This is a genomic window from Paraflavisolibacter caeni (assembly GCF_025628885.1).
GTDB lineage: Bacteria > Bacteroidota > Bacteroidia > Chitinophagales > Chitinophagaceae > Flavisolibacter > Flavisolibacter caeni.
On the sequence record NZ_JAOTIF010000002.1, the window covers coordinates 577,908 to 604,160 of the forward strand.

Genomic DNA, 26,253 nt, shown 5'->3' on the forward strand with positions numbered 1-26,253 from the left:
GTAAAACAACCATATTTGTGAAATGGCTGTTCCTGAGCTAACTTCAACTTTAACCATTAATCAACTGTATAAGTACTATGAAGCTTTAGAAGCACGGACTTCAGCTGCTTCATAAATATCCAAAAACAGTTGCCTGCAATTACCAGAACTTTATGAGACAGACTTTGATAACAATTCTGATAATCCTTTATTCTGTGGTTTCACCACAGTTGTTCGCACAAACTCATTGGAGAACTTTTGATCATAAGAATGGCTATACTATCCAACTGCCATCATATTTTTCAACAGGTTTACTTGTAGCTGGAGGAACACTTCAATGGTATGATAATACCAAGGACAAAGAAATTGAAATAACAGTCGAGACTTTTGGTAACAGCTCACTAGGTAATTTAATGGGTGAATTTGATAGTGAACAATCAACCTTTACAAAGGTATCCTACAGGGTTCTAAAGCCATCATGGTATGTTATTAGTGGTGAAAGCGAACAAGGCATTAGCTACATGAAGACTATTTTAAAGAATGGAGTTTTGTATCACCTGCGCATTACCTATCCGCCTACACAAAAATTACTAATGGACACATGGATACCTAAAATTGCAGCTTCATTCAAATAATGGAATAGCAGCCGAATATCATGTTGTCACCATGCAGACATTTGTCTGTATTGATGACCATGCCTTAATTGAATCACTTTAGGAATAATTGTTGATTGTGCTTTTTTCTAATAATTCAAAAACCGGAGGTTACAATGGTCACCAAAGCATTACTCGTTCGGTTAGAAGTAAAGCATGGTAAAGATGATGACGTAGAATCATTTCTCTCATCCGCACTTCCGCTAGTTCAACAGGAAGTTGGCACCATTGCTTGGTTTGCGATTCGTTTTGGCCGCTCGGAATACGGCATCTTCGATGTGTTTCCGGATGAAGCAAGCCGCGATGCACATCTGAACGGAGCTGTTGCAAAAGCTTTGATTCAAAAAGCTGATGAGTTATTGGCAATGCCTCTGGATATCCAGAAACTGGATGTGCTTGCAAGCAAGCTTCCTGCTCAACCTCTTTCGGAGCCAAATACAAAAGGGATACTGCTCACATTTAAAGCCAAAACAGGTCATGAACAGGAAGCCGTTCAATTTTTAAAAGATGCTCAACCTCTGGCTATGGAAGAAGAACAGACAACGGCCTGGTTTGCTATTGCCCTGCCAGGTGGTGAATACGGCATCTTTGATGTGTTTCCTGATAATGGAGCCCGTTTAAAACACCTGACAGGTCATATCCCCAGGGAACTTACCAAGCATGCGTTTAGTTTATTAGGGAGCTTCCCTGAAATGGATTTGCTGAAGATTACAGCTGAAAATTTTAATACGAACTCCTAAACAAATATTTCCCTTTGGACATTTTTCTGCAACAAGCAATCAACGAAGCCAAAAAAGGCCAGGAAGAAGGTGGCATTCCTATTGGTTCCGTGATTGTATATGATGGTAATGTGTTAGGAACAGGCCATAACAAAAGGGTTCAGAAAGGAAGTGTGGTACTGCACGCCGAAATGGACGCATTGGAAAACGCAGGTAGACAGCCTGCTTTTGTTTATAAGAACTGCATTTTATATACTACATTGTCTCCTTGTCCCATGTGCACAGGCGCAATATTGCTTTATGGCATCCCAAAAGTTGTGATTGGAGAAAACAAAACCTACCTGGGCTCAGAAAAGCTCCTGGTTGAAAATGGGGTGGATGTAATTGTTGTTAACGATAGCGAGTGTATTCAAATGATGGAAGATTTTATTAAAAACAATAGTGAGTTGTGGAATGAAGATATCGGCGTTTAGTAATTTAGTAGCACCGCTTATTCATTCCCTGGCTCAACTGGCATACCTGCTCGCCTTTTTCGCAAATTACCCTTTCAGATATGTCAATTACTTCCTGGTTCCTTTACATACTCACTGGCAATGGGAAAAAGTAGCACCTAATTATAAGTTTGTATTAATTCTCATATGATGCTTACGGAAATGTTTAACTTTATTATAAGTTCATCTATTCGTTCCCTTATGTAATTCCATTCAACTACAAATCAATGCCCTGAAAACGATGTAGATCACCGTTAAATGAACAAATACTTTATATTTTTCATGGCCTTAGTGCTAATCCTGTTAGCCATTCGTCCTGCCTGGTCACAGGAAATATTCTTCAGCCCTGTGCTGCCGCCTGAAGGCAAAGTATTCAGGCATGTAACCGGCATCGTCCAGGATAAAGAGGGATACATGTGGTTTGCAAGTAAAAAAGGACTGTTCCGCTATGACGGGTATGAGATGACAACATACACCAATAATCCCTTTAATAAAAATTCATTGGCATCCGATGCCTTGGAAGCGATATGTGTCGATTCTTCAGGTATCTTATGGATAGCGATTTTCGGTAAGGGACTGGATCGGTTCGATCCGGTTACTGGTATATTTAAACATTATCATCATGATCCTAAGGATCCGGGAAGTATTAGTGGCGAATGGGTGAACGCATTGTATGTAGACCATGAAGGCACACTTTGGGTGGGTACAGGTGATGGTCTGGACCGCTTGGATCCAAAAACAGGAAAGTTTATCCATTACCGAAACCAGCCTGGCGATCCGGTTAGTATCAGCAATAATGAAGTAGTTGCAATTTATGAAGACCGGCAATGTGTGCTTTGGATTGGTACGGGCAGTGTTTATTCAGGTAAGGATAGTGAGGGAGGGTTGAACCGGATGGACAAAAAGACGGGTAAGTTTTCCAGGTACTTCCATGATCCCAAGAATCCACACAGCCTGGTCAATAACAAGGTGAGGGCTATTTATGAAGACCGCAAAGGCAATTTTTGGGTGGGGACTTCAGGCGATGGCCTACACACGATGAATAGGCAAAATGGTAGTTTTCAACGGTATCCCTACGATCCTGAACACCCTGAAAAATTAAGCCGTCCTCCTTTCAAAAAGAAGCCATTCCTTGACTTCATCACTTTTATTACGGAAGATATTACAGGGGGAATTTGGATCGGCACTTCTGAATCGGGACTGAATTATTATAATCCCCTTACAGGGAAAACGAGACACTACGAGCATGAAAAGGATACTGCCGGAGCATTTACGGATGGCAATACCTGGTGGACTTATACATCAAAGGAAGGTGTCCTCTGGATCAGCACTTTGTATGGTAATCTTTACCGGGTCAATCCTTTGCGCCGGGATATACCTTTTTATGAATCATTTACTGGTAGTGTAAATGCGTTTTATGAAGCCCCGGATGGATCATTTTGGACAGGAACAGAAAGGGGGCTGGTGATCAAAAACTATAAAGGCAAAGGGGAAACAAAGATGTTTGTCCACGAGCCTGGAAATCCATATTCTTTGAGCAACAGTTCTGTATTATCAATAACACCTGACAGCTATGGAAAAATTTGGGTAGGCACTTTCGAAGGTTTGAATGTATGGGATGAACATAAAAATGGTTTTATTCATTACCGCCATAATCCTAAAAAATCAAATACACTGACCCATGATTTTATTTTGTCTGTTTTAGAAGACAGGAAATCTGATCTATGGATTGGAACTGTAAAAGGATTGAACCGGATGGATAGAAAGTCAGGCTCGATCACCCGTTATGTTTTTCATCCTGAAGATACAACTACTTTTGGGTCAAATTTTGTCGCCTCTGTTCTGCAAAGCCGGCAGGGAGAAATATGGGTTGCCTGTTGGATGGTTCCAGGAGATGTGCATAAACTAAATTCGGCCAATGGTAAATACGAGACCTACCGGATCGGAGGGATGGTGTCCTGTCTTTTCGAAGATGATCATGGAGTGCTCTGGGCTGGGGGAGAGGAAGGACTCTTTCAATTCAACCGCCGTAAAAATTCGTTTGAACCATTTGTCGACTCAAATGCTTATACAAAATTTATTAATGTACGATCTATAATTGAAGATGATAAAAAAAACCTTTGGATAGTTGCCAAAAATGGAATTTTAAGATTAGATCCGAAGCGGGGAGTAACCCGCATTTATGGAAGAAATGACGGTATCAATGGCAATACTTTAAGTTTTCGCCCCGCTTATAAAGCAAGCAACGGCAAATTATACTTCGGCTCCTACTCAGGTTATTTTGTTCTCTCTCCTGGTCAGTTGATTAAAAGTTCAACACCTCCGCAAATTGTTATATCTAATTTCCAGTTGTCTAATATTAAGCTGCCGGAAGAGGATCGAAATCTAGTATTGACTGCTCCTCTTCATCAATTAAAAGATTTACAATTACGATACAACCAAAATGCATTCACCTTCAGTTTTACTGCTATTGATTATGCTTATCCGGAAGACAATCGTCACTTCTTCATGCTGGAAAATTATAATGACAACTGGATTCAGGCTGGTTCAGATCGAAAGGCTATTTACTTTAATGTTCCTCCTGGAAAGTATGTTTTCCGCGTAAAAGCAGCCAATAGTGAAGGAATATGGGCTGAAAAAAGCATCAATATCGTTATTACGCCTCCATGGTGGGGCACTTGGTGGTTTAGGATAGCTGCAGTGATAGTAATATTGGCCATGTTGTATGGAGCCATGCGTTGGCGCATGCATCAAAAGTTTCGCCTCCAACTGGAACGGTTTGAAAAAGAACGACAATTAGCCCAGTTGCAACGCAAAACCTCAGAACTGGAAATGCAGGCACTTAGGGCCCAGATGAATCCCCATTTCATTTTTAATTCCCTGAATTCCATCAATCGTTTTATACTTCAAAATGATAAATTTCAGGCTTCAGAGTACCTGACCAAGTTTTCAAGGTTAGTGAGAGCGATTCTGCAAAACTCTCAGGCTTCTTTGATCTCTTTGGAAAGTGAACTGGAGTCTTTGAAACTCTATTTGGAGCTGGAGGCTTTACGATTTAATCACCAATTTGAGTATAAGATTGTTGTGGATAATGAACTCGACATTTCTTCATTAAAAGTGCCGCCATTGATCATTCAGCCTTATGCAGAAAATGCCATATGGCATGGGTTAATGCAGAAAGGAGATAAGGGCCACCTGGATATTGAATTGTTTCAGCGGGATACTTCTTTATTCTGTAAAATCACAGATGACGGCGTGGGCAGAAAGAAAGCTGCAGACCTGAAAAGTAAATCAGCAGCAACCCATAAATCAATGGGCATGCGTATCACAGCCGATAGAATAGCCATGCTACAACAAAAAAATGATGTGGACACTTTAATTACAATTACCGACCTTGTACTGCCTGATGGCAGCCCCGGTGGTACTGAGGTATTGATCAAAATCCCAATGATTTATGATTAGAGCAGTGATGATAGACGATGAATTACATTGCCTGGATACATTGAGCATTCTGCTGAAAGAATATTGCCCGGATGTACAGTTATTGGAAAAATGCCAATCTGCTGCAAAAGGGATTGAAGCAATCAATAAATTAAAGCCTGACCTTGTTTTCCTCGATATAGAAATGCCTGTCATGAATGGCTTCGAAATATTAGAGCAGTTTCCTGAAATTTCTTTTGCTATTATTTTCACTACCAGTTACGACCAATATGCAATTAAGGCCATCCGCTTTAGTGCGTTGGATTATTTGTTGAAGCCAATTGATCCTAATGAGCTGGTGAGCGCAGTGAAAAAAGTAAGAGAACAGCGGCAATTACCGGTAGCAGAACAGTTTCAAATGCTGTTGAGCCAAATCCAGGAAAAGAATCATCATTTCAAAAAAGTAGCTGTTCCAACATCAGAAGGTTTCGAATTGGTGCCGGCCGATCAGGTGATACGTTGTGAAGCAGATGATAATTACACACACCTCTTTCTGAAAAATAACTCAAAAATTACAGCCTGCCGCACCTTGAAAGAAATAGAAGAACAGCTGCAGGACTTCAAATCGTTTTTACGTGTACACCACTCTTATATTGTAAACCTCAACGAAGTAAGCAAATATATACGGGGAGAGGGTGGTTACCTGGTCATGAGTGATGGTTCAACCGTAAATGTTTCCAGAAGTCGCAAAGATGCATTAATGCGATTCTTTTAGGAATACAAATCCTCTTTATTACCCCATTTACTTTTCCAATCTGGCAATTACCCGTTAACGCTTACCAACTACTCAATGCTACTAGATATAGGCTGGTTGTGATGATAATTTTGATATTGTCAATGCAACATATTCCATAATCATACAAATTTTTTAATTATGAAACCTAGATTCTTCCTTTCATTGAGTGCCTTATTTTTCTCATCAGTATTTGCAGGCGGCTGCCTTGCTCAGGAAACTAGTTTGGTAAAATTACCCGGCGTTGCTGTTGCAGTAAACAATACAGATATGAATGATGGCATTGCTAGTGCCAGTCCCAATGTAGTGAAAGTATTTGATAGCTATTTCAAAAATGCAAGTGACTTAAGATGGGCTAAAGTGGACAAAAACTATTTTGTAAGCTTTAGGATGAATGGGCAGCAAAATACTGCATTATTTAAGAAAAATGGTTACCTGATCAATCACGTTTGTTACAGCAATGAACAAAATTTGCCTGCAGATATAAGAAAGATGATAAAAACACATCCGGATTATTTGGATTACAAGATTACACACGTATGGAACATCAAACAGGATAAAAGAGATGTTTGGGCAGCATATCTTGAAAGCAACAATGATTTTGTCTTAGTGAGTTTAGAAAGCGGCATGCTCGAAGAAGTAAAACGTATGAATAAACAAAAATAGAAAATTTGCTAAATAATAAAGAAGCCGGTGGAACCACCGGCTTCTTTATTATTTAAATGATCCTGTTTTATTCAAAATCCGTTACGCCACCACTAATTGCAAACTTCATCGCATCTGTAGAATTGATATTGGTAATTGGCTTCACCCGGTTGGCAGGTAATAAGTAAACATTGCCAGCAATAGAGTAGGAGGCTGGAATGTATACGGCCACATATTCAGAAAAACCAAAGTCTGCCATATCACCCTGTGTAATAAAGCCCACCCTCCATACATCATTATCGTCAATATTGGCTAAAACAGGTTTGTCAAACTTCTTTTTCTCCCCGGCAAAGGCTGAAAAGAAGTCTTTCACAGTAGTATAAATAAAGCGTACGCCTGGGGTCTTTTCAAGGAAGCGGTCAAACAAGCTGAACAACTTAAGCTGTAGAAAGAAAGAGCTTAAATATCCAATCAGGCAAATGACTGCGATTACTAACAGAAACCCTAAACCGTAATTCTGCACGTATACTTTCCCGTCAGGGCCCTTTTCAGTGAAAAGCGGCACCAGGTTATCAATTGTGGAAACGACCCAGTAAATAGCATAAGCCGTTACTGTAACCGGCGCAAGTACCAGCAAGCCCTGCAGAAAATATTGAATCAGTTTGCTAAAGCGGAATCCTTCAGGTTTCGTGGACGTCTTTTCGTTCATAACACAAAAGTAAGTAGGAAGAATGAAGTGAAAGGTACTAGTGTAGAGATTCAAATCCGGGTTGAAAAGTCGTATTATTTTAAGATGAGTACCATAGAGTTCACATAAATGGTACACTTATAATTTGTTATGCTCAAGTCTGAAATATATATGTACTAAGGTATCCTTTTTGGTAATTTATTTAGTATGTTTACTAAAATATTTAGCTATTTTATATGGCTAAATGAATTCTTTGACCTCCTGTGTATTGAAATATGTCTGTAATCTATTTTTTTAACCTTTCATAATAATTTAATGTAGGAAACTTTGGTTACAAAAAAAGTTTCCATAGTTTTGCCCTCTTTATGGATGCCAAGGAACGCATACTAATAAAATCTCACGAGCTATTCAACCGCTATGGTTTACGCTCAGTTTCTATGGGTGATATTGCTGCCCAGTTGGGTATATCTAAAAAAACGGTTTACCAATATTATACGGATAAAGATGACCTGGTAAGTGCAGTGTTTACAGCCGTGATGGAAGAGAACCGTACTTGTTGCTGTCAGGACAGGGAAAAGGCAGACAATGCCATTCAGGAAGTGTTCCTTGCTTTCGATAGGATGATCGATATGTTTACCAACATGAACCCTTCAGTGTTGTTCGACATGGAAAAATACCATCCTTCGGTTTTTAAAAAATACCAGGATTTTAAGAACCAGTTCCTCTACGGTATGATCAGGAGCAACTTGGAAAAAGGAATTTCAGAGGGACTTTATCGCACTGATATCGATATCGATATTCTTACCCGCTTCCGTATCCACAGTATTATGCTATCATTCAATAAAGATGTTTTTCCTGGCAATCGCAACCAGGTAATGCAAATAGAAATGCAACTGGTAGAGCATTTCCTATATGGGTTAGCTACTTGCAAAGGCAAGGAGCTCATTGAGGAGTACAAACAGCAGAGAAAAACAAGATTAGAACAGCGTAACGTATAAGTCTTAATTCCGGACTCTATCAACCACAATCAACTACAAAACTATAAGTAATGGAGAACAAGCATTTAAAGCTCTTGTCCGTGCTATGCTTTTTGCTTTTTACAACTTTGGCAAATGCGCAGCAGAAGTATGAGCTTACTGTAGAGGAAGCCATTGAACTGGCTTTCAAGAATGTCATGCAATTGAAAAATGCACAGGCTGACTACCGAATCCAGGAGGCCAAAAATAAAGAGATCTTTGGGCAGGCTCTACCCCAGGTAACTGGCGATGCTACGGCTCAACATTATTTAAAAGTGCCGCAGTTCCTTTTCCCCAATGCCACCGATAACCGCATCTATACTATCCTGAAGGAGGAGGGCGTTAGTGGCAGCGGTGGGCCAATCACCAAAGTGCCCGAGGTGACTTATGCGCAGGTAAGCTTTCAACAGCCATGGAATTTAACTTTAGGCGCTACCGTTACCCAATTACTGTTTCAGCCAGATGTTTTTGTAGGGCTCCAGGCAAGGGAAACTGCCTTGAACTTCTCTGCGGCGCAAATTGAACAGGTAAAGGTAGATATCAAAGACTCCGCTTATAAAAGGTATTATGCCATTATCATCGCTGAAAAGCAACTCCACTTTTTAAACGAAGGCGTAAAACGGCTGGAAAAACTGTACAATGATGATTCTATAATGTACAAAAATGGCTTTGCTGAAAAACTGGACTTGGATAAGGTGCAGGTGCAGCTGACCAATCTGAAAACGCAGCAAAACTGGACGGCAACAGCTATCCGCATGGCATATGCATCTTTAAAGTTTGTCCTGGGGGTAAGCCAGAAGGACACACTGGTATTGAAAAATGACCTGACGTTAGCCAATGTGAAAGAGGGGATTCTGGATGAAAGCTTTAAGTATGAGGATCGTCCCGAGATCCAGACTTTAAACTATGCAAAACGCCTTCAGGAGTTGGATCTGAAACGATACCGCCTGCGATATTTCCCAACAGTAACACTATTGGGTAATTATGGTGTGACAGGCATGGGGCCAAAGTTTTATACCGACCCAAGCACAATCTGGTTAAAAAGTTCTTATGTCGGCCTGAATGTAAATCTTCCCATTTTTGATGGTACACAACGCAGGTATAGGATCCAGCAATCACAGTTAAATGTTGAAAAGGCAGAGAACACGATCAACAGTGTAAAGCAAGCGATCGATTTTGAACAGGTATTCACCAAAGAAAGTATGAAGAATGCTTTGGTCAACCTCGACCTGCAGGAACACAACATGCAACTGGCTGAACGGGTATACAATGCAACGAAAATTAAATTCGAACAGGGCGTCGGCAGCAGCTTCGAAGTACTGCAGGCCGATACTGACTATCAAACAGCGCAGTCTAACTTTTTTACCGCTTTATATAATGCCACCCTTGCTAGAATTAGCTACCTGAAATCACTGGGAAAATTGTAAACGGATAAACCAACAAACCTCTAAAACGTAAAATTCCAAAACATGCAAAAGATATTTTATTTATTGCTGATAGCTACGGTTATGGCTTCCTGTGGCAATACACAAAAAGATGCTAAGGGCGAGCTGAATGATAAAAAAGCGCAGCTTGAAAAATTAAAAGGACAACAGGAAGGCATCGCAAAGGAAATTGCTAAACTCGAAGAGGAAATTGCTAAAGCCGATCCGGAGGCTGCAAAAGTGCAAAAGGCTAAACTGGTGGCAATTGCTACACTGCAGCCAGCTGACTTTTCTCACTTTATTGAATTACAGGGAACGGTTGATGCCGAGAATATTGCTTATGTCGCTCCTCGTGGTGCAGGCGGACAAGTAAAGGCTATCTATGTAAAACAGGGACAGCCAGTACGCAAAGGACAACTGCTGATGAGGCTTGAAAATTCGATTGCCAATACACAGGTAGATCAGATACGCTCACAGCTGGCCTATGCCAAAGACCTTTACCAGCGTCAGCAAAACCTCTGGCAGCAGGGTATTGGTACGGAAGTACAGTTGCTCACAGCTAAGAATAATGTAGTGAATCTGGAGAAACAACTGACTATGGCTCAAGAGCAGCTGGGTTTTTCAAACGTTTATGCTGAAATGAATGGCATTGCCGACCAGGTGAATATCAAAGTGGGAGAGATGTTCTCTCCTCAATCCGCTTCAATGGCAGGCATCCGTATTGTCAACACTAGTGACCTAAAAATTGTTACACAGGTGCCGGAAAGATATTTAGGCCGTGTAAGTGTGGGCAGTACGCTGGAAGTAACATTACCGGAAACAAATCAAACGGTTACTTCTAAAGTAACCGTTGCTGGAAAGGTGATCGATCCATCCAGCCGCACATTCTATATCGAAGCTAAGATGCCTGCCGGCAGCAATATCAAACCGAACCAGATCGCCTTGGTGAAGATAAAAGACTACGCCGATGCCAGTGCTATTACCGTTCCTGTAAACACTTTACAGAATGATCAAAACGGTAAGTATGTAATGGTGGCAACCAAAGAGAACGGAAAGCTTATTGCCCGCAAGCGTCAGGTAACTATTGGTGAATTATACAATGACCAGTTGGAAGTGAAAAGTGGTTTACAGGCCGGAGATACCATCATCACAGATGGCTTCCAGGGTTTGTATGATGGTCAGCTGATTACTACTGCATAAGCAATATTGCCCCTTTATTGAAATGATCAGCCACTGAACTTTTAGGTGGTTAAAAGAATAAACTATGCGCTTTAAAGAATATTTACAGGAAAACTTCAAGCATTTCCGCCCGACTACTTGGAGTATCAAAAACAAAACAACCATCTATTTATTGATGGTCTTTGTCACCTTGGCCGGCGTCTTTCAATTTATGACCCTGCCTAAGGAGCAGTTCCCGGATATTGTGATCCCTACCATTTACGTGCAAACCGTATATGTTGGGAACTCACCCAAGGATATTGAAAACCTGGTGACCCAACCGATCGAAAAACAGATCAAGAGCATTACTGGCGCCAAGATCAATAAGACCACAAGTACTTCGGTTAAGGATTTTTCGGCCATCGTCGTAGAGTTTGGTACTGATGTGGAAACAGATGTGGCCCTGCAAAAAGTAAAAGATGCTGTGGACAAGGCAAAGTCCGACCTACCTACCGACCTCACGCAGGAACCTATTGTTCAGGAAGTTGGCTTCTCTGAATTCCCGATCATGTACGTCAATATCAGCGGTGATATGGACCTGATGCAAATGAAGGAATATGCAGAAGAAGCACAGGATCACCTGGAAGAATTACCTCAGATTACTCGTGTTGATATTGTGGGTGCGCCTGAACGTGAGTTCCAGATCAATGTGGACAATAACCGCATGCAGGCAAGCGGAATTACTTACGATGATATTGAGTCTGCTGTTGCCCGCGAAAACCTGGATATCTCCGGTGGTTTGCTGGATGTGGGCAATATGCAGCGTTCATTGCAGTTAAAAGGTCAGCTGAAAACTACTTTCGACCTGGAAAAAATTGTGGTACGCAATTCTTCCGGCCAGCCCATTTACTTGAAAGACATCGCGCAGATAAAGGATACGGTGAAGGAAACTGAGAGCTATGCCCGCCTGAATGGAAAGAAAGTAATTACCCTCAACATCATCAAACGGGCTGGAGAAAACCTCATCGAAACTTCAGATAAGGTAAAGAAAATAATGGATGAATTGCAGGTGACTACATTCCCAAAAAACCTTGATGTGGTGATCACGGGCGATCTGAGTAAGAACACCCGTACCTCATTCAACGATCTGGTGAATACGATCATCATTGGCTTCATCCTGGTGCTCCTCATCCTAATGTTCTTTATGGGTGTAACCAATGCCTTCTTTGTGGCCTTATCAGTACCACTGAGCATGTTCGTGGCATTTATGTTTCTACCGGCAGCCGATCTCATAGTAGGCTCGCATGTTACGCTCAACTTCATTGTATTGTTTGCGCTCTTATTTGGTTTAGGGATCATCGTGGACGACGCTATTGTTGTGATCGAGAATACGCACCGGATCTTTGCACAGGCAAGAGGGGCCTTGCGTTCTGATAAAGCCGCAATGATTGCAGCTGGCGAAGTATTCGTACCGGTGCTTGCTGGTACACTGACCACCCTGGCGCCTTTCTTCCCGTTGCTGTTCTGGCCTGGTATCGTGGGTAAGTTCATGATCTACCTGCCTACAATGCTCATTTTTACCCTGACAGCTTCGCTGATTGTAGCTTTTATCATGAACCCCGTATTTGCTGTGGACTTCATGACGCACGAAGAGGGAGTAAGAGAACCAAAATCCGCTATATTCCGGAAACCTGGGTTCTGGATCGCCGCAGCTGCGGGCATCCTTTTGGATCTGTCGGGCTTTAGATTCTTTGGTAATTTAATATTGTTCCTCCTGCTGTTGGGTATTCTTCATAGGTATATCCTGGAAGATATTATCCTTGGCTTCCAGCATCGTGTGTTACCATGGATCATGCGGCATTATGAAACGGCTCTGCGCTGGGCCTTGAGGGGTTGGCGGCCTGTGCACCTGCTCATTGCTACATTTGTTCTGCTCATTTTCTCCTTCATGTTTTTCGGAATGCGCAAGGTGCCGGTTGTATTCTTCCCCAGTGGAGATCCTAACCAGATCTATGTTTACCTGAAACTGCCCGTTGGTACTCGTGTTGAATATACCGACTCTATTACAAGGACTTTGGAACAAAAGGTATATAAGGTATTGGATATGGAAGGTGGTAAATCGAACCCTGTTGTGGAGAGTGTGATCAGCAACGTGGCCGTAGGCGCCGGCGACCCAATGAGTGGTGACAGAAGTACTCGTTCTGAGCTAGGTCGCATACAGGTTTCCTTTGTGGAGTTTGAAAAACGCCACGGTGTACCAACTGCTCCTTACCTCGATGCCATCCGGAAGGAACTAAAAGGTATCCCCGGGGCCGAAATTTCGGTTTCACAACAACAGAATGGTCCGCCAACAGAACCTCCTGTGAATATCGAAGTGGCATCCGAAGATTTCGACGAACTGACGAAAACAGCAGTAGCACTGAAAAATTACTTGGATTCTATCCAGGTACCTGGTGTGGAAGAATTGAAGATGGACGTAGACCTTCTCAATCCTGAGATCAGTTTGAGTGTGGATAGGGAAAGGGCCTTGATAGAGGGCGTTTCTTCTGCCCAGATTGGTATGGCTATTCGTACTGGTTTATTTGGTAGAGAGATCTCAAAAATAAAAGAGGGTGAAGATGAATATAAGATCCAGTTGCGCAACGAAGAAATTCAGCGCAGCAACCTCGTAGATCTCCTGAATATGAACATCCGTTATCGCGATATGGCAACAGGTGCCTTGAGAAGCGTTCCGATCAGTTCTTTAGTGAAGGTGGATTATACAAGCACACTGGGTAGCGTAAAGCGTAAAAACCAGAAGAGGGTGATTACAATTCGTTCCAATGTGTTGGTAACCCAGGGTTATACACCTACTGCTGTCAACCAGGAATTGACACGTCATATTGCCAACTTTAAACAAAAGCCCGCCGATGTGACCATCAAACAAACTGGTGAGGGCGAGCAGCAGGCTGAGACCGGAGCTTTCTTATTAAAAGCATTGATGATTGCATTGATGCTGATCCTCTTGATCCTGGTGCTCCAGTTCAACTCGATTAGTAAGCCTGTGATCATCCTGACGGAAATTGTGTTCAGTGTCATTGGTGTGTTGCTTGGCTTTGCCATAACGCGGGATACCATTTCCGTAGTTATGACCGGTATTGGTATTGTCGGCTTAGCGGGTATTGTGGTGAAGAATGGTATCCTTGTGATTGAATTTGCAGACGAGCTAAGGAGCCATGGCATGAAAACTAGAGAGGCGGTGATCCAGGCTGGTAAAACAAGGATCATCCCGGTATTGTTGACAGCCATTGCTGCTATTTTGGGATTGATACCGCTGGCAGTTGGCTTGAATATCAACTTCATTTCAATGTTCGCCGACCTGAATCCACATATCTTCTTCGGAGGAGATAATACGGTGTTCTGGGCGCCACTCTCATGGACCATCATTTATGGTTTGAGCTTCGCCTTCTTTATGACACTGCTGATCGTGCCTTCCATGTACCTGATCGCTGAACGCTTAAGGCGTCCAATGCGCAACATGTATGGTGGTAAGTGGATTTCCATGCTTGGCATTCCGCCTTTAACACTGTTGTTTATTCCATTGATGATCATCACCATGATCCGTCATTATATGGATGTTGCCCGCAGGAAAAGAAAGCTGGCTAATGATGATAACGCAAATGAAGCAAACATAGGAAGCTGGCTGTAACCACAGATTTCAGCATACAGGTCGATAAACTGATCCAACTTCGGCCTAAAGAAAAGACCTGTAAGGCTTTTAAGCCTTACAGGTCTTTTCTTTAAATATGATTTGATACGCTTAAAAGTATACCAAACATTATCCGGGAGCATTTTTAGGCTTCAAATACTTTATTCAATTCTTCTTTGAATGGCTTTTCTATTGAATGACTTTTCTATTTGATATTCTGTTTATCGGTAATATATTTTGCGCTTCAGTCATTTCCTAAATCTTTTCCCTCACTTTTCATTTTCAAATAAAAGACAATAAAGAAGAGAATAAACAAAAACAACGGCACCAATAAAATAACTGGTAGCATACCCTGTAATTTAACCAATATTGTTAAAATCTAGCCTCAAGGTTTTGGTAATTCTTTACTGTTCTCATTCAAATTAAACCTTTCCTTTAAAATCCCCAATACCACTAAGATCCCAAATCCCGCCCCCATGCGATTCCACCTCGTCTATTCTGATCAGAATGACCGCTTTTGACCCTATTTGTCCGCTTTTGTCCACTCAATCCCAATCCATCCTTCGTACCTTAAGTATACCTGAAGCATACCATCAGTATACCTACAGTAGGGCAAGGGTATGCCAACAGTACCCATCCATTCTCTCTACTTACTCCCTACTTACTCCATAGCTAAGCCGTACCATAGGCGTACTTTAGGTATACATCAGCCGTACTTAAGGCTATGCTACTTCGATCATCCTTCGACTATCCTTCGACTATCCTTCGATCTGAATGGAGCAAATGCTCCTAAATTAGGGGAAAACAACCTACAGGCAGAACGCCTTCAATGCCCTGAACGGAGTTAGGTGGAGCTGTGCCTAAAGATACAAAACCAACCCCCACCCTCCAAGTTTTGCCCCCCTCTCTTGCCCTTACTCCCATTCGTCATTCCCACCATCCCCAGGACCGTCCATAACTAGGATCCTGTGCGTGGATGCCCCCTTTCTCACGAAAAATCCTATGAATCCTTCCTGCCCGGACAGTTCCGCGGTCCAAATTCCCTTATTTTTGCCTCCCTAATCAATAACTACGTGGCACTTATAAAGAGCATTTCTGGAATCAGAGGTACCATCGGCGGCAAGCCAGGCGAATCCCTTACACCAATAGATGTCGTAAAATTTACTTCTGCTTTCGGCGCCATCCTTTCCGAAAACAGGGCAGATAAATCAGTAAATACTAAAATAGTCGTTGGTCGCGATGGCCGCATCAGCGGCGAAATGGTCAGTCAATTAGTGATCAATGCGCTCATCGGACTCGGTATTGACGTTGTTGACCTCGGGTATTCTACCACGCCCACAGTTGAAATCGCAACCAAACTGGAAGAAGCTACCGGCGGCATCATCATTACTGCTAGCCATAATCCCAAAGAATGGAATGCATTGAAACTTTTAAACGGCGAAGGAGAGTTCATTGATGCCCAGGTAGGCGCTGAAGTACTCCGTAGGGCAGAAGAAGCTGATCTCAGTTTTGCCCCCGTGGAAAAGCTCGGTACTGTAACCAAGAACGATACTTACTTGCAGAAGCATATCGATATGGTGCTGGGATATCCTTTGATCAACAAGGAGGCTATTGCAGCTAAAAAGTACAAAGTAGTGGTGGATTGTATCAATTCTACTGGTGCTTTGATTGTACCCCAGTTACTGAATGCTCTGGGCGTTGAGGATGTTACTGTGCTCAATGGCGAGGTGACCGGCCGCTTTGCCCACAATCCTGAACCGCTGCCGCACCACCTGAGTGCTTTAAGCAAAGAAGTGGTAAAGCAAAATGCCGACCTGGGGATTGCTGTAGATCCGGACGTTGATCGTCTCTGTTTCGTGTGTGAGGACGGTTCTATGTTTGGTGAGGAATATACGCTGGTAGCAGTTGCTGATTATATATTGTCTAAAGTAAAGGGCAATACGGTAAGCAACATGAGCAGTACAAAGGCTCTAAAGGAGATTACAATAAAAAATGGTGGCGAGTATTTCCCTTCAGCGGTTGGAGAGGTGAATGTGGTAAAAAAGATGAAGGATGCGAATGCTGTCATCGGCGGTGAGGGAAATGGAGGTATTATCGTTCCAGATTTTCACTATGGTCGGGATGCATTGATAGGTATTGCGCTTTTCCTTTCCCACTTTGCTGATCACAAAAAAAGTTTGAAGTCTTTCCGCGGCAAATACCCTGACTATTTTATTTCTAAGAATAAAATAGAACTGGAAGGCAGCCTGGATGTAAACAAGATCTTCGAAAAGATCAAGAAGAAATACAAGAACAATCCGATCAATACGGAAGATGGCTTGAAGATAGAGTTCGATACCGATTGGGTACACCTGCGTACTTCCAACACCGAGCCGATCATCCGCATTTATGCTGAAAGTAACTTTGAAACAACTGCCAATAATATAGCCAACAGGCTGATGCAAGATATCAGGGAGAGCATTTAACTAATGAAGCCCTCAACTTTTCAAAGTTGAGGGCTTCATTTTAATAGATATTTTATAGTCAAGGCCTTTTAGCGCTGACGCTCCCCTTTAGGGGTTGGGGGTGCAGCTAACAAAAATCATCTCCTCCCTAAAAAGATATGGTTGTAGTTTTGCGGTTCGTAAAACGACGAAAATTCAACAAATAGTGGACGCGAACATGCTAATGAAACAACCTATTCAACCTGAAATAGAACAAAATATTTCCAATAACACGCTGCACAAAGCATCTTCTGTTATGGGCGTGATCAGCAATGATAAGCCGGTAGATACCCGTATCTACTTTGACAATGCTGCAACTACATCTTTGGCTCCTGAAGTATTGGAAGCCATGTTGCCTTACTTGTCCACTCATTTTGGTAATCCCTCCTCCATTTACTCTTACGGTCGCGAAACAAGACTGGCCGTTGAAAATGCACGGAAAACCGTAGCTAAAATATTACATGCTAAACCGGGTGAGATCTTTTTCACTTCTTGTGGCACCGAAAGCAATAATACAGCTATAACTGCCTCTATTCGCGATCTTGGCTGTACTCATATTATTACTTCTCCCATTGAGCATCATGCCGTCCTGCATACAGTTGAGTACTACAGCATGCAAAACGCTGTTTCTCTGGGCTTTGTAAAATTGAAGGAAGACGGTCATGTTGACTATAACGACCTGGAAGCGCAATTGCAACAAAAAAGCAGCGAAGGCGTAAAATGCCTGGTAACCTTAATGCATGCAAACAATGAAATTGGTACCCTGCTCAGCATTAAGAAAGTAGGCGAATTGTGTCAAAAGTATGGTGCTATTTTTCATTCTGACTGTGTGCAGACCGTTGGTCACTATCCTATAGATTTGAGCAATTTACACGTTCACTTCATCTCGGCTTCAGGCCATAAATTTCATGGACCCAAAGGCACTGGTATTTTATATGTCAACGAAAATATATCTATAAAGCCTTTTATTCATGGTGGTGGACAGGAGCGCAATATGAGGGCCGGTACTGAAAATGTATACGGAATCGTAGGCTTTGCCAAAGCTTTGGAAATGGCAACGGCTCATTACGAAGAGGACAGTGCCTATATAAAAGACATGAAGTCTTACATGGCCCAACAACTCAAATCTAATATACCTGGAATTGATATCAATGGAGATGAAATCGGTGGTCTTTATACTGTTTTGAGTGTTTGTTTCCCTAAAACGGAAAAGGCAGAATTCCTCCTGATGAATCTGGATATCAACAACATTTGTGTGTCTGGCGGCAGTGCCTGCAGCAGTGGTGCCGATATTGGGTCTCATGTAATGAAAGCCCTCAACAAAACCGATAAATGGATAACAATCCGTTTCTCCTTCAGTAAATACAACACCAAATCTGAAGTAGACAGGGTATTGACAAAGTTGAAGGTACTATTATAAAGGTACTATTATAAATACCTGAGAGGGTTACGCCTGGCTGCAAACACATAACGTTTTATATTCATAAAGAATGCAGCTATCATATATAAGATGATGGGAGATCCCAATGTGAGAAAAGAAATGTAAATGAACCACATTCTTATGCGGGATGTAGCAATTCCTAGTTTTTCGCCTATGGCTGAACATACACCAAATGCCTGCCATTCAATGAAATTTTTGAGATGCTTCATAACGCTAAATTACTTCTTGGATAGCTAATTTTTCTTAAATCAAGCCTAAAATCTTTCTTCCTTTTAATAACGAGCTGATGCATTAAATATTATCTTTATAGCAGAGCTTTAAAGTTGTTTATTGGCTTAAATTCTCGGGATTTCATATAAAGTTTCTGAATAATTATAAATTCATTTAAAAATTATTACGTCAGCTGCAATTCTTTACGTATAAAAAAGATATTCATGTATTAGATTGCTGTCCAAAGTTTTCAATAAACCGTTTTTAAGTACATTTGCACCGCATTTTTTACGATACGGCACTTACATCAGTGTGCTTGTGTCTTTTACTTATTCCTAAAACGGTTTATCATGCTTTTTGACCTGGATCTAATTAAACGAGTTTACGCTGAACTTCCTACAAAGGTTGAGACAGCTAGAAGACTGCTCAACAGGCCATTAACAATGGCTGAAAAGATTTTGTACGCCCATACTTACCGTCCTGCAACTCAGACTTATGAAAGAGGAAAGGATTATGTAGATTTTGCTCCGGACCGCGTGGCTATGCAGGATGCAACTGCACAAATGGCATTGCTCCAGTTCGATACCTGTGGTCGCGACAGAGTTGCCGTTCCTTCTAGCGTACATTGCGATCACCTGATCCAGGCAAAAGTTGGTGCTACTGAGGATTTAAATAACGCCATTGAAACGAACCGTGAGGTTTACGACTTCCTTTCTTCTATTTCTAATAAATATGGTATCGGGTTTTGGAAACCTGGTGCTGGTATCATCCATCAGGTAGTTCTGGAAAACTATGCTTTTCCTGGTGGTATGATGATCGGTACAGACTCCCACACTCCAAATGCCGGTGGCTTGGGTATGATCGCCATTGGTGTAGGTGGTGCTGATGCTGTGGATGTAATGGCTGGTTTACCTTGGGAGCTCAAAATGCCAAAATTGATTGGTGTGAAGCTTACCGGTAAAATGAGCGGATGGACTTCAGCAAAAGATATTATCCTGAAAGTGGCTGGCATCCTGACTGTAAAAGGCGGTACCGGTGCTATTGTGGAATATTTTGGTGAAGGTGCTGATAGCCTGAGCTGTACAGGTAAAGCAACCATTTGTAACATGGGCGCTGAAATTGGTGCTACTTGTTCCTTGTTCGCTTATGACGATAAAATGGCTGGCTACCTGAAAGTAACAGGCCGCGAGGATGTTGCTGAACTGGCTGATGGCGTTCGCGCACACCTGCGTCCTGATGCAGAGGTATATGCTAATCCTGAGAAATATTTTGATCAATTGATCGAAATCAACCTGAGCGAACTGGAACCACATGTAAATGGTCCTTTCACTCCGGACTTAGCTACCCCTATTTCTAAAATGGCCGAAGCTGTTGCTGCCAATGGCTGGCCTGATGCCGTGGAAGTTGCCCTGATTGGTTCGTGCACGAACTCTTCTTATGAAGATATCAGCCGTTCCGCATCTGTTGCTGCACAGGCAAAAACTAAGGGATTGAAGGTAAGAAGTGAATTCACGGTTACTCCTGGTTCTGAATTGGTTCGCTTTACCATTGAAAAAGATGGTTATCTGGGAACTTTTGACCAGATCGGCGGTGTAGTTTTGGCTAACGCCTGCGGTCCCTGTATTGGTCAATGGGCTCGTCATATAGACGATCCTACTCGTAAGAATACCATTGTAACTTCTTTCAATAGAAACTTTGCGAAACGTAATGATGGACTTGCTTCAACGCACGCTTTCGTGGCTTCTCCTGAAATCGTAACAGCTTACGCCATTGCCGGAAGATTGTCTTTCAATCCTTTGCGTGACAAACTGATTAATGAAGCTGGTGAAGAAGTAATGCTGGATGAACCCCAGGGTTATGAATTGCCTCCAAAAGGTTTCTCGGTTGACGATCCTGGCTATCAGGCTCCTGCAGAGAGTGGTAGTGAGGTTGATGTAGTAGTGAATCCGGATTCTCAGCGTCTGCAATTGTTACAGCCGTTCCCAGCCTGGGAAGGCATGGACCTCCGTGGTTTGCGCCTGTTGATCAAGGCTAAAGGTAAATGTACTACCGACCACATTTCTATGGCTGGTCCCTGGTTGAAATACCGTGGGCACCTGGATAATATTTCCAACAACATGCTGATTGGTGCTGTTAACTACTTTAACAACCAAACAGACAGTGTAAAGAATCAGTTAACTGGAGAGTATGGTCCTGTTCCTGCAACTCAACGTGCATACAAAGCAAGCAGCATTGGAACAGTAGTTGTTGGTGATGAAAACTATGGTGAAGGATCTTCTCGCGAACATGCAGCAATGGAACCACGCCACCTGGGTGTAAGAGCTATCGTGGTGAAGAGCTTTGCTCGTATCCATGAGACCAACCTGAAAAAACAGGGTATGCTGGCTCTGACTTTTGCAAATAAGGAAGATTATGAAAAAGTTCAGGAGGATGATACCTTTGAAATCAAAGGTTTGACCGAGTTTGCCCCTGGCCATCAGTTAACAATGGTGCTGCAACATGCCGATGGTACAAAGGATGAAATCAAGTTGAATCACACTTACAACCAGCAGCAGATCGAATGGTTTAAAGCCGGAAGCGCATTGAACCTGATCCGCAAGCAGTTTGGAAAGGTATAAATGAAACACATCAGGTTTTAATAAAAGCGAGGCAGCAATGTCTCGCTTTTTATTTCTAATTACCGCTATCAAATTATTTACCCTTATTTCAAAAAATCTTACTTTCCTAACCTGATCCCACATTCCCGTGGCTTGATTCCATGAAACGAATATTTACCAATTTAACCTTTTGGGTGTTAACCGCCATAACCGCCGGTGCTTTGTTAGGCCATTTTGCACCTGAAATAGCAGTAAAGATGCAGGTTTTGGGTAAGGGTTTTATAGAAGTGGTTAAAGTCTTTATTTACCCGATTATCTTTCTGACCATAACACTTGGCATTAGTGGTATGAGTCAATTAAAAACAGTGGGCAAAGTAGGTGGTAAAGCAATTTTATACTTTGAAGTGGTTACGACTATTGCCCTGGTGATTGGTGTTATAGTAGCAAATATCATCCGGCCGGGAAGTGGTGTTCATGCAACACAAGTGGATAGTGCCGACATTTCAAAATATGCAGGTCAGGCATCTGAATTTACATGGTGGCAGTTTTTCAAAGGCAACCATACGATCCTGGTTTTGTTAGTGGCTATTATTTGCGGTATTGTATTAAGTAAATGGAAGAATAGGGAAGTGGTGATTCAACCCCTAACGCTCTTATCAAAATATGTTTTTAAGGCCCTGCGTTGGGTAATGCTTTTTGCACCTTTGGGTGCTTTTGGTGGAATGGCATATACTATAGGCAAATATGGGTTGCATACATTATTGCCATTGGGAAAACTGATGCTTACTGTTTATACTACCATGGCGTTGTTCATCTTCATTGTGCTTAAATTATTGTTGCAATACTATCGAGTCAGACTTTGGGATTTTCTAAAATATATCCGTGAAGAACTTCTGATCGTACTAGGCACTTCTTCATCAGAAGCCGCGCTGCCTTCCCTTATGGAAAAGCTGGAGCGGATGGGTTGCTCCAAACCTGTAGTAGGTTTGGTTGTACCGGCTGGTTATTCTTTCAACCTTGACGGCACTACTATTTACCTTTCAATGACTACTATTTTCTTAGCCCAGGTTTATCATGTGCATTTGAGTCTTGAACAAATATTGACTGTAATTGCGGTGTTGATGGTTACTTCTAAAGGGGCTGCAGGCGTAACCGGTAGCGGTTTTGTTGTTTTGGCTTCAACTCTTAGCGCCATCAAAGTAATTCCACTGGAAGGCCTGGCCCTTTTGCTGGGTGTTGACAGGTTCATGTCCGAGGCTAGGGCTTTAACCAATTTTATTGGTAATGGAGTGGCTACTATATTCTTAGCCAATAATGAGAAAGAGTTCGACCGTAAGAAAATGGCTTATGCTTTTAAACACTTGGAAGAAACTGAAAACGTAGGAACAGACAATGTGCAATATAAATCACAGGAAAAAGTGTAAGGTGAAATAACCTTATCCCATAAAGTCAATAAATGCAGCACGGAAAAAGTCCACGCTGCATTTATTGATTGTAGTATCAGGTGATGTTATTTGATCTTAAACCTCACGCCTCCATAGAACATTCTTCCACTTACCGGCCCCCATACTAAGGATGCATCAAAATAAGGGCTGAAAGGTTGATCAGCAGCTATGATGGCATCCTTTTGGAAAAAGTTGGTCAGGTTTTCTCCGCCCACATAAAGGTCCACTGGAAACTTTTTTCCAACAGTTTTGCTGATCTGTGCATTCATGACTGTGTAATCAGGTGAGTAGCTGTCTCTCTGGTAAGCAATAGGATTTTGTTGGGTAGAAGGTATTCTTTTTTTGCTATTATAGCTTACGGTATAATCAAATTTCCATCCTTTTACTTCATAACCTAAATTAGCAAAGGCACGGTGTTGCGCTGTTAAAGGCTTTTGTAATAACTGGTTACCGAAGGTCGATTTAACATCGAAGAAGCGGTATGCCAGCTTTGCGGTTAATGCTTTAAAAGGCTCGGCAGAAACCTCGGTTTGAAAGCTATTTGAGAAGGATTTTCCTTCAAGATTGTAAAACTTGACTTCCCTTGGATTTTCTAAATCAACTACAACCTGGTTTTGGAAGTCGTTACGGAAAAAGTCAAAGCTCAGATTTGCATTACGGTTAAACAGGTGTAGTTTCTGGTCAATGCTAATGCCTTTGTTCCATGCAACTTCAGGGTCCAAACCATATGCCTTTGCACTGGAAGCTGGCAATACAATATTTCGTGAGCTTACCAGCACACTGTTGTTTTCTGCAAAGATGTTGGCTGTTCTTTGACCTCTGCCTGCACTGGCCCGGATCGTAGTTCCGCTTACCGGCTCATAACGTACATTTAGCCTTGGAGTTACGAATGCACCGTACAAACTATTATGGTCGCCTCGAACGCCCGCTACAATGTCCAGTTTTTCAGAAGGGGAGTAGGTATATTCAAAGAATGCACCCGGTACTACTTCCTTGCGCCGGAAGTTTTGTGTGTTGAAATCTTCATTGTAATCGTCCATTACAAAGCTTAATCCGGTTTTGAACTTATGATCTGAGTTGCCTATGATTGATTGATATATAAGGTTAGAGTAAAAATTCTTTTGGCGTCCATTATAAGTAGTCAGTCCAAAATATGAATCCTGTTGATGGTCGAAAGCAGAAAGCTGCAAACCTATACTTTGGAACTTTTTCTGAGGGAAAACATAGCCGATCTTGGCAAAAGCTTCTTTGCGGTCAATGTTATATTGAAGTCCATAGTTGTTCATGGTCAGTTTGTCTTTCGCAGGGTTAAAGTCCACTTCCCCGCCAGTCTTCTCATCATTCAACACCTTAACTCCAAACTGCATCATGAAGCCTTTTTCGTTGTCGTAGTTCCATCGATTGATCCCGCTGAATAAGTTGCCGGTAGGCAGATCCCGAAAACCATCCTTGTTAAAATCCATTTTTTTATTGCCAAAGGCATCGTGTAGCAGTAGCGCAGTGCTCCATTGTTTACCTATCTTTTTTGCAAGGTTCAGGTTCAGGTCTGTTTTGCCAAAATCATTTGTATACACATTAGCATACAATTGTTCCATTGTCGCAGGCTTTTTCAATTCTACGTTGATCTGCCCTGAAATACTTTCGAAACCATTGATCACGGATCCTGTGCCTTTAATCAACTGAATGGATTCCACCCAGGTTCCTGGTATAGAATTCAAACCCATAGGAGTTGCTAACCCTCTTGGGCCGGGCAGATTTTCAACCGTAAGCTGGCTATAGTTACCTGACAGGCCTAAAAGCTGTATTTGCTTTGAACCAGTTACTGCATCATTAAAAGATACATCCACTGAAGGATTGGTTTCAAAGCTTTCGCTCAGGTTGCAGCAGGCTGCTTTCAGCAATTCTTTTTGTGTCATTACAGCTTTGCGAAAAGGATCATAGGCATTGATGTAAGTAGACATTTTGGTAGAAGTCACCCTAACCTCATTCAATTGCTTATTGCTTGCCAATACAATTCTCATCCGTTGCGGACTGGTAATGATAATTGTATCCGGCTTATATCCGGTATAACTCACTACTAGTTTGGTCGAGTTCTGATCTAGTGCAATTGCAAAAAAACCCGATGAGTCGGTTGTTGTTCCTGTATTAGTACCGAGCCAAATGATGCTGGCGCCAATTAAGGGTTTAAAAGAACCCTTTCTGTCATCTTCCACCACCAATCCATTTACTTTATGAGCGCCGTAACTGTTTGTATGTTGTGGAGATGACACAATTGAATTGCTTTTAACTTCTGCTTTTTCAGCGTTTGTGTCTTTGGAAGGAACTTCTGTTGGTTCGTCTTCCTCCAACCCACGGTAACGGCAGCAGGAGTGCAGAGTCTTATATACAGCATCATCTGCCTTTTTTAAATAGTTATCATGACCCGCTTCTGCTATGCGATCGGCAACCTTTTCTATTGTGGTGAGGGTAGGATCGAAGGTAAGGGTAAGCATTTGGGATTTTGCGCTCCAGTCTGCATTGCTCACACCTTTGCCTTTTGCGGCTTTTTTAATACGATCCCTGCATAAGCCGCATACTCCTGAAACTTTAAATGAAACGGTGGTATCCTGTTTTTCTTGAGCTGATGAATGAGTATAGGTTATCAGTAGTAAACTGCTAAATAGTAGAGTAATTATATAAGATTTCATTTTCAGAATTATGATTGTTGTAATATTCCCAAAGAGTCATTATTGCGTTTCCCCTATTGCAGGGAGGCAAATAGCAGTATAATGCCGAGTGATTACAGTATTATGTACTGTATATCTATTGACATTACATCAATAAAATCAAATTCTGAAAACGCGATTCTTAATAAAAAGTGGGAGTGAGGATGTTATTAGTGGCGGACCTGTAGCCAATTCATTCACCGGTTGGTGTTGTGGCTGCCAAAAGCAAGCAGTAACTGTTGCTAAGGACGGTGTAGCCAATTGCTTATAAGCTTGAACCCATTTGGCAGATGGTTCTTGGTCAGCTTTTAGTTTAAACTCCAGGTGCTTATCATCACAGCAGCGCTTTTTGGAAAGTGAAACTTGGTCCTTGGCGCAGCTTTTTTCGTTTGGTGTTGAAAAAGAAATACCATCCAGTTTGCCACAGCAAAAGTGGAGGTTAATAGACGTTCCAGTGGAGGAAAGCCCATAAACCAACATGAGTAAGATGATGAATAACTTTTTCATTCTGTTACAAAGATAAATAGAGCAGGTAATCTTAAGTGTTCAAAAATGCATATTGTCCAATTTGAGTGGTATTTTGAAATCTTTTAACAATTGAAATAGAAGCCAGAAGCATAATCATTAAATAGAATGAAATCATAGAGTTGATTTTATGTTGTGGAAGAGGTGATATTAATCAACAGAAAAGGTGTGAT

18 protein-coding genes are annotated in these 26,253 nt (G+C 41.9%); 14 read left to right on the top strand and 4 right to left on the bottom strand.

Annotation, left to right across the window (positions count from 1 at the left end; all coding sequences use genetic code 11):
- Positions 1-152: 152 nt before the first annotated feature.
- The 6 genes from OCK74_RS06445 to OCK74_RS06470 all read left to right on the top strand — a co-directional run bounded on the left by OCK74_RS06445 (position 153) and on the right by OCK74_RS06470 (position 6,721).
- Positions 153-614: a hypothetical protein gene (locus OCK74_RS06445; RefSeq protein WP_279296191.1), complete on the top strand. Its 462-nt coding sequence runs from the start codon at positions 153-155 to the stop codon at positions 612-614.
- Between the two features lie 134 nt (positions 615-748).
- Complete coding sequence (locus OCK74_RS28080) at positions 749-1,372, top strand: putative quinol monooxygenase (protein ID WP_279296192.1); 624 nt, start codon at positions 749-751, stop codon at positions 1,370-1,372.
- 14 nt (positions 1,373-1,386) lie between these two features.
- Positions 1,387-1,824, top strand: a complete 438-nt coding sequence (locus OCK74_RS06455; RefSeq protein ID WP_279296193.1) for a nucleoside deaminase — start codon at positions 1,387-1,389, stop codon at positions 1,822-1,824.
- Positions 1,825-2,124: 300 nt separating this feature from the next.
- Entirely contained in the window at positions 2,125-5,304 is a 3,180-nt protein-coding gene (locus tag OCK74_RS06460) for a two-component regulator propeller domain-containing protein (RefSeq protein WP_279296194.1), read from the top strand.
- Entirely contained in the window at positions 5,297-6,037 is a 741-nt protein-coding gene (locus tag OCK74_RS06465; RefSeq protein WP_279296195.1) for a LytR/AlgR family response regulator transcription factor, read from the top strand. Before OCK74_RS06460 ends, OCK74_RS06465 begins: the two co-directional genes overlap by 8 nt.
- Positions 6,038-6,196: 159 nt before the next feature.
- The gene (locus OCK74_RS06470; protein ID WP_279296196.1) at positions 6,197-6,721 is read left to right on the top strand and encodes a hypothetical protein; all 525 of its coding nucleotides are present in this window, start codon (positions 6,197-6,199) and stop codon (positions 6,719-6,721) included.
- A gap of 67 nt (positions 6,722-6,788) precedes the next feature.
- On the opposite strand, the gene OCK74_RS06475 is transcribed toward OCK74_RS06470, so the two are convergent.
- Positions 6,789-7,409 (bottom strand): DUF502 domain-containing protein, encoded by a 621-nt coding sequence (locus OCK74_RS06475; protein WP_279296197.1) that lies wholly within the window; start codon positions 7,407-7,409, stop codon positions 6,789-6,791.
- A gap of 344 nt (positions 7,410-7,753) precedes the next feature.
- Here OCK74_RS06475 and OCK74_RS06480 point away from each other — a divergent pair, with 344 nt between their 5' ends.
- From OCK74_RS06480 to OCK74_RS06505, 6 genes are all read left to right on the top strand, one after another.
- Complete coding sequence (locus OCK74_RS06480) at positions 7,754-8,386, top strand: TetR/AcrR family transcriptional regulator (RefSeq protein WP_279296198.1); 633 nt, start codon at positions 7,754-7,756, stop codon at positions 8,384-8,386.
- A 50-nt stretch (positions 8,387-8,436) separates the two neighbouring features.
- Entirely contained in the window at positions 8,437-9,831 is a 1,395-nt protein-coding gene (locus OCK74_RS06485) for a TolC family protein (protein ID WP_279296199.1), read from the top strand.
- Positions 9,832-9,873: 42 nt separating this feature from the next.
- Positions 9,874-11,028, top strand: a complete 1,155-nt coding sequence (locus tag OCK74_RS06490; RefSeq protein ID WP_279296200.1) for an efflux RND transporter periplasmic adaptor subunit — start codon at positions 9,874-9,876, stop codon at positions 11,026-11,028.
- Positions 11,029-11,092: 64 nt separating this feature from the next.
- A complete protein-coding gene (locus OCK74_RS06495; RefSeq protein WP_279296201.1) occupies positions 11,093-14,674 on the top strand; it encodes an efflux RND transporter permease subunit in 3,582 nt (1,193 codons plus the stop codon).
- Between the two features lie 1,073 nt (positions 14,675-15,747).
- Positions 15,748-17,139, top strand: coding sequence for a phosphoglucosamine mutase (glmM, locus tag OCK74_RS06500; RefSeq protein WP_279296202.1), 1,392 nt, complete (start codon positions 15,748-15,750; stop codon positions 17,137-17,139).
- A gap of 202 nt (positions 17,140-17,341) precedes the next feature.
- A complete protein-coding gene (locus tag OCK74_RS06505; protein ID WP_341483177.1) occupies positions 17,342-18,577 on the top strand; it encodes a cysteine desulfurase family protein in 1,236 nt (411 codons plus the stop codon).
- An 8-nt stretch (positions 18,578-18,585) separates the two neighbouring features.
- Here OCK74_RS06505 and OCK74_RS06510 read toward each other — a convergent pair whose 3' ends face one another.
- Positions 18,586-18,807, bottom strand: a complete 222-nt coding sequence (locus OCK74_RS06510; RefSeq protein WP_279296203.1) for a PspC domain-containing protein — start codon at positions 18,805-18,807, stop codon at positions 18,586-18,588.
- A gap of 351 nt (positions 18,808-19,158) precedes the next feature.
- Between OCK74_RS06510 and OCK74_RS06515 the strand changes: the two genes are divergently transcribed.
- Positions 19,159-21,426, top strand: coding sequence for an aconitate hydratase (locus OCK74_RS06515; RefSeq protein WP_279296204.1), 2,268 nt, complete (start codon positions 19,159-19,161; stop codon positions 21,424-21,426).
- 140 nt (positions 21,427-21,566) lie between these two features.
- Positions 21,567-22,829, top strand: a complete 1,263-nt coding sequence (locus OCK74_RS06520) for a cation:dicarboxylate symporter family transporter (RefSeq protein ID WP_279296205.1) — start codon at positions 21,567-21,569, stop codon at positions 22,827-22,829.
- An 86-nt stretch (positions 22,830-22,915) separates the two neighbouring features.
- Here OCK74_RS06520 and OCK74_RS06525 read toward each other — a convergent pair whose 3' ends face one another.
- Together OCK74_RS06525 and OCK74_RS06530 are read right to left on the bottom strand one after the other, a co-directional pair.
- Positions 22,916-25,537, bottom strand: a complete 2,622-nt coding sequence (locus tag OCK74_RS06525) for a TonB-dependent receptor domain-containing protein (protein WP_279296206.1) — start codon at positions 25,535-25,537, stop codon at positions 22,916-22,918.
- Positions 25,538-25,675: 138 nt separating this feature from the next.
- Positions 25,676-26,062 (bottom strand): HYC_CC_PP family protein, encoded by a 387-nt coding sequence (locus OCK74_RS06530; protein ID WP_279296207.1) that lies wholly within the window; start codon positions 26,060-26,062, stop codon positions 25,676-25,678.
- Between the last annotated feature and the right edge of the window lie 191 nt (positions 26,063-26,253).

Coding starts and splice junctions, on each gene's coding strand:
- OCK74_RS28080 (WP_279296192.1), top strand. CDS start 749: ATGGTCACCAAAGCATTACTCGTTCGGTTAGAAGTAAAGCATGGTAAA.
- OCK74_RS06530 (WP_279296207.1), bottom strand. CDS start 26,062: ATGAAAAAGTTATTCATCATCTTACTCATGTTGGTTTATGGGCTTTCC.
- OCK74_RS06480 (WP_279296198.1), top strand. CDS start 7,754: ATGGATGCCAAGGAACGCATACTAATAAAATCTCACGAGCTATTCAAC.
- OCK74_RS06445 (WP_279296191.1), top strand. CDS start 153: ATGAGACAGACTTTGATAACAATTCTGATAATCCTTTATTCTGTGGTT.
- OCK74_RS06515 (WP_279296204.1), top strand. CDS start 19,159: ATGCTTTTTGACCTGGATCTAATTAAACGAGTTTACGCTGAACTTCCT.
- OCK74_RS06475 (WP_279296197.1), bottom strand. CDS start 7,409: ATGAACGAAAAGACGTCCACGAAACCTGAAGGATTCCGCTTTAGCAAA.
- OCK74_RS06510 (WP_279296203.1), bottom strand. CDS start 18,807: ATGAAGCATCTCAAAAATTTCATTGAATGGCAGGCATTTGGTGTATGT.
- OCK74_RS06465 (WP_279296195.1), top strand. CDS start 5,297: ATGATTAGAGCAGTGATGATAGACGATGAATTACATTGCCTGGATACA.
- OCK74_RS06525 (WP_279296206.1), bottom strand. CDS start 25,537: ATGAAATCTTATATAATTACTCTACTATTTAGCAGTTTACTACTGATA.
- OCK74_RS06460 (WP_279296194.1), top strand. CDS start 2,125: ATGGCCTTAGTGCTAATCCTGTTAGCCATTCGTCCTGCCTGGTCACAG.
- OCK74_RS06505 (WP_341483177.1), top strand. CDS start 17,342: ATGAAACAACCTATTCAACCTGAAATAGAACAAAATATTTCCAATAAC.
- OCK74_RS06520 (WP_279296205.1), top strand. CDS start 21,567: ATGAAACGAATATTTACCAATTTAACCTTTTGGGTGTTAACCGCCATA.
- OCK74_RS06495 (WP_279296201.1), top strand. CDS start 11,093: ATGCGCTTTAAAGAATATTTACAGGAAAACTTCAAGCATTTCCGCCCG.
- OCK74_RS06490 (WP_279296200.1), top strand. CDS start 9,874: ATGCAAAAGATATTTTATTTATTGCTGATAGCTACGGTTATGGCTTCC.
- OCK74_RS06470 (WP_279296196.1), top strand. CDS start 6,197: ATGAAACCTAGATTCTTCCTTTCATTGAGTGCCTTATTTTTCTCATCA.
- OCK74_RS06485 (WP_279296199.1), top strand. CDS start 8,437: ATGGAGAACAAGCATTTAAAGCTCTTGTCCGTGCTATGCTTTTTGCTT.